Source organism: Corallococcus interemptor, from assembly GCF_003668875.1.
Classification (GTDB): Bacteria; Myxococcota; Myxococcia; order Myxococcales; family Myxococcaceae; genus Corallococcus; species Corallococcus interemptor.
Genome location: NZ_RAWM01000235.1, coordinates 1 through 4,848, shown reverse-complemented (window position 1 = coordinate 4,848; position 4,848 = coordinate 1). Strand labels below are relative to the sequence as shown.

General features: G+C 68.1%; 4 protein-coding genes. 3 read left to right on the top strand and 1 reads right to left on the bottom strand.

The window, feature by feature from the left end; genetic code table 11:
• The 3 genes from D7X96_RS38620 to kdd form a co-directional block, all read left to right on the top strand.
• On the top strand, positions 1-792 hold a 792-nt coding region (locus D7X96_RS38620; RefSeq protein ID WP_306449924.1), incomplete at its 5' end, for a uracil-DNA glycosylase.
• Between the two features lie 34 nt (positions 793-826).
• Positions 827-1,834, top strand: a complete 1,008-nt coding sequence (locus D7X96_RS38615; RefSeq protein ID WP_120553117.1) for an alpha/beta hydrolase — start codon at positions 827-829, stop codon at positions 1,832-1,834.
• Between the two features lie 13 nt (positions 1,835-1,847).
• A complete protein-coding gene (gene kdd / locus D7X96_RS38610) occupies positions 1,848-2,873 on the top strand; it encodes an L-erythro-3,5-diaminohexanoate dehydrogenase (protein ID WP_120553116.1) in 1,026 nt (341 codons plus the stop codon).
• Here kdd and D7X96_RS38605 read toward each other — a convergent pair.
• Entirely contained in the window at positions 2,870-4,624 is a 1,755-nt protein-coding gene (locus tag D7X96_RS38605) for a glycosyl hydrolase family 18 protein (RefSeq protein WP_233610263.1), read from the bottom strand. The two genes, kdd and D7X96_RS38605, sit on opposite strands and share 4 nt — an antisense overlap.
• Positions 4,625-4,848: the final 224 nt, after the last annotated feature.

Genomic DNA, 4,848 nt, shown 5'->3' with positions numbered 1-4,848 from the left:
GAGTCGCCGTCGCGTGACGCGCTGCACGCCGCGATGAAGCAGCCCCTGGGCGCGCCCCGTCCGCTGGCCGCCGCCACGCCGCCTCCCGCCGCACCCCGCGCCCCCTTGGCCGCGCCGCCTCCGGCTCCCCGCGCCGCGTCGGCGCCGGCTCCAGCCATGCTCCTGGACGTGCCGAAGTCCACGCCCCGCTACAACGGCGCGCTGCCCGGCGTCGTGGAGGGCGAGCGCCCCACGCTGGATCAGATCCGCCGCGAGCTGGGCGACTGCCGCCGCTGCAAGCTGTGCACGAGCCGCAAGAACATCGTGTTCGGCTCCGGCAACCCTCGCGCGGACCTGGTGTTCGTGGGCGAGGGCCCCGGTGAGAACGAGGACCTCCAGGGCGTGCCCTTCGTGGGCCCCGCCGGGGACCTGCTCACCAAGATGATCGGCGCCATGGGCTTCAGCCGCAACGACGTCTACATCGCCAACGTCGTGAAGTGCCGCCCGCCCGGCAACCGCAACCCGGAGCCGGATGAGATCGCCGCGTGCGAACCCTTCCTGCGCTCGCAGTTGCTCGCCATCCAGCCGAAGGTCATCGTCGCGCTGGGCAAGTTCGCGGCGCAGACGCTGCTCCGGGACACCACCCCCATCACCCGCATGCGGGGGCAGTGGCGCGAATACGAGGGCATCCAGCTCATGCCCACCTTCCACCCCGCGTACCTCCTGCGCAACAGCGCGGAGAAGCGCAAGGCGTGGGAGGACCTGCAGCAGGTGATGAAGCTGTTCGGCAAGCACCCGGGCTCCAGCGCCTAGAGCGCGCGGCGCACCGCGACCAGGAGAGGGAACGATGAAGGGCGTGCTCGAGACGCGTGAAGTGCATTCCCCCGCGCTGGAGAACAACCCACTGGGAGATCCGGCCCGCCGCCGGCTCACCGTGTACCTGCCGCCGGGCTACGCGGCGGGCACGCAGCGCTACGCCGTCGTCTACTTCCTGCACGCCTTCGGCAACGGCGGCGGCTCGTGGACCAACGCGTCCGGCTTCTCGCCCACCGTTCCGGAGCGCCTGGACGCGCTCATCGAGCAGGGCGCCATCCCGCCCGTCATCGGCGTGTTCCCGGACGCGTGGACGAAGCTGGGCGGCAGCCAGTGGGTGAACAGCGACGCCATTGGCCGCTACCGCGACTACCTGATCAAGGACGTCGTCGGGTTCGTGGACAAGACCTTCCGCACGCTGCCCAAGGCCGCGTCCCGCGCGGTGGTGGGCCACAGCTCCGGCGGCTACGGCGCGCTGGTGATGGGCCGCTACCACCCGGAAGTGTTCTCCCTGGTGGGCGCGCACGCGCCGGATTCCTACTTCGAATATTCGTACCTGCCGGACCTGCCCAAGGCCGCCACCGCGCTGATGAAGGCCGGCGGCGTGGAGGCGTGGGTGACGGACCTGCGCCAGCGCGCGAGCGCCACCAAGGTGCGCGGCGACGACTTCCCGGTCATCAACATCCTGGCCATGGCGGCGGCCTACTCACCCAAGAAGGGCGAGCCGCTCAACCTGGAGCTGCCCTTCGAGCAGCACAACGCGAAGCTGCGCCTGGACGTGTGGAACCGGTGGCTGGTGCACGACCCCGTGCGCTTCGTGCCCAAGTTCATGGACTCGTTCCGCAAGCTCAAGACGGTCTACCTGGACGCCGGCACGCGCGACGAGTTCAACCTGCGCTGGGGCACGCGCATGGTGGCGGACGACCTGAAGGCCGGCGGCGTGGACGTGGCGCACGAGGAGTTCGAGGACGGGCACTCCGGCGTGTCGTACCGCTTCGAGCGGTCGCTGTCGGTGCTGGTGCCGCTGCTGGCGCGGGACTGATAAGGGGGACGCCATGGATACCTACGGACTGTCGCGCGTCGTCGGAGAGAAGGGCGTGCTGCCGCAGCGCGCTCGCAAGCTGGACCCCTCGCTGCCGTGCCGCGAGGCGGAGCTGCTCATCGACGTGGAGAGCCTCAACATCGACGCCGCGTCCTTCAAGCAGATCAAGGACGACGTGGGCGGAGACCCCGCGCGCATCGCGTCCCGCATCCAGGACATCGTCCGGGAGCGCGGCAAGATGCAGAACCCCGTCACCGGCTCCGGCGGCATGCTCATTGGCCGCGTGAAGGAGCTGGGCTTGAAGCACCCCGCCAACGGCGTGCTCAAGCCGGGGGACCGCATCGCCACGCTGGTGAGCCTGACGCTCACGCCGCTCGTCATCGAAGAGGTGAAGGCGGTGCACGCGGACATCGACCGCGTGGACATCCGCGGCCACGCGCTGCTCTTCGCCAGCGGCATCTACGCGAAGTTGCCTTCGGACATGCCGGACACGCTGGCCCTGGCGGCCCTGGACGTGTGCGGCGCGCCCGCGCTGGTGGCGCGCCACGTGCGCCCGGGCATGACGGTGGCGGTGCTGGGCGCGGGCAAGAGCGGCGCGCTGTGCCTGGCGCAGGCCCGCCGCAGCCTGGAGAGCCGCGGCAAGCTGCTGGCCCTGGACATCTCCCAGAAGGCGCTGGACGCGCTGTCCGCCATCGGCCTGTGTGACGAGGCCCTGAAGGTGGACGCCACCCAGGGCGTGGACGTGATGGAGGCGGTGCAGAAGGCGACGGGCGGTCAGCTCTGCGACCTGGTGGTCAACTGCGCCAGCGTGGGCAACACGGAGATGGCGTCGCTGTTGTCCGTGAAGGACGGCGGCACGGTCATCTTCTTCTCCATGGCCACCAGCTTCACCACGGCGGCCCTGGGCGCGGAGGGCGTGGGCAAGGACGTCACCATGCTCGTGGGCAATGGCTACGTCCCCAACCACGCCGCCCTCACGCTGGAGCTGCTGCGCACCGAACCGGCGCTGCGGCAGCTCTTCGAGGCCCGCTACATCTAGGGCTTCAGGAAGGCCGAGTGCGTGGCCTTCAGCAGCGGATCCCTCTCACCCATCGGGGCGTTGGGGAAGTGGCCCTGGTTGATGGTCCAGATGATGGCGCCACCCAGGCCCTTCTCCCGCGCCCAGCGGCCCTTCTCCGAGATGGAGGCGACGTTCTCGTAGGAGATGTAGTTGCACGCCTGCGGGCCGAAGGCATTGGGGTAGCTGAGGTAGGGCACCTTGGCTTCCTCGTCCCAGTGCAAGCCGTCGTAGTCCTTATCGATGTAGAGCGACATGATGTTGAAGTAGCTCATCGCGTTGTCGCTCTTCTCCTCAATCGGCTTGCACTCCTTGAAATCGTCCAGCGGCTGACGCGGCTGCGTGACGCACTTCCAGCAGGAGCCGAAGAAGCCAATCCCCACGCCCATTCGCTGCGGAGGGACGCCCGCGTTGATGAAGGCCTGCACCGAGCTGGAGACGGAGGTGGGGTGGCCTCCGCCCTCGCCAAACAACGCGCTGGAATGCCAGCTGTCCCACTGAGGCCAGTTGCCGCTCATCTTGTAGGCCATGATGTTCATCTGGTCGACGCGGGCCGCGAGCTGCCGGTGAAACTCCGCTTCCTCCGCGTTCAGCGGGAAGTTGGCGTTCACCCAGCCCACGGGCACCGTGATGAGGATCTTCTCGTCCGCGGCGCGCAGCTCGTCCAGCAACGCCAGCAGCGGCGGGCCGTCCCCCTTGTTTAGCTCGATGGGCTCCCAGTCCACGTCGATGCCGTCGAACTCCAGCTCGTGCATGACCTCGATGAGCCTCTTCACGAAGTTGCGGCGCTTCTCGAGTGTCTCCGTCGCGCCTTTGAAGCCTGCGTGCTCGCCCTCGCCGCCCAGCATCAGCAGCGCCTTCTTGCCGGCTTCGTGGGCCCGCCGCGCCAGGACCTTCGCAGCCTTGGGGCCTTCAATCTCGCTGTAGTCAAAGGCGATGGGTTTCAGCGTGCCGTCAATCTTCGGGATGATGCGGCCCACCACCACATGCGTCAGCAATGACATGTCCACCGACTCCGGGGGGTACAGGCCATGCGCGTAGCCCACCCAGTAGCCCATCACCCAGTTCGTCGGGGCCCCGCCAGGACGCGGCGTCACTGGCGTTGAGGTGCGCACAGAAGGCCCTTCACCCACCTCATTGGCTGCGACAAGGGTGAAGGTGTAGGCGGTGCCGTTGGTGAGTCCCTCGATGAGGATGCCCGACGCCGGGGCGGTCACCGTCTTCGTGATGCCCCCGGGCTCCGCCGTCACCTTGATGTACGACAGGGGCCGGCCGCCGAAGCTCGCGGGCGCCACCCAGCTGACGAACGCCTGAGCATTGCCCGCCGTGGGCACCACCGAGCGCAGTCTCCCTGGCACCGTGGGATTCGGGATGCGCAAGCCCGCCTGCGGCGTCATCAGCTCCGTCTCCACGGAGGCCGGACCTTCGCCCAGCGCGCTCACCGCCGAGACCCTGAAGGTGTACGTCAAGCCGTTGGTCAGGCCTCGCACCAGGGTCTGCGTGTCAGGTGCCTTCACCAACTGGCCGCCGCAATCCGGGACGCAGCTCACGACGTAGTACAGCACAGGGCTGCCGCCATCGTTCGCGGGCACGGTCCACGTCACCAGCGCGGAGGCATCCCCCGCCTGCGCGACCACCTGCTGGGGCGCGGAGGGGGGCGAAGGCGGAACGTCGGGCTTGTTCCCGAGACCGAAATCACAACCACCCAACACCACGGCGAGTGTCAAAACCACCCATTGCTGCAACGGCTTTGACCAATGGCTGTTCATTCCCGCACTCCTGTCTGGACGCGGGAGGTTATGCGATAGGACCCCCTGTATGAGTCAACGCCGGGCGGAAAACTCCGGCAATTTTGTATGGTCGAGGATTGGGCTATTAAGCTGACTAATCCCATCTCGATAGGTCATCACAGAACCTGCCTGGGTGGGAAACGCCGTCGACGGGGATGGCTGGTGAG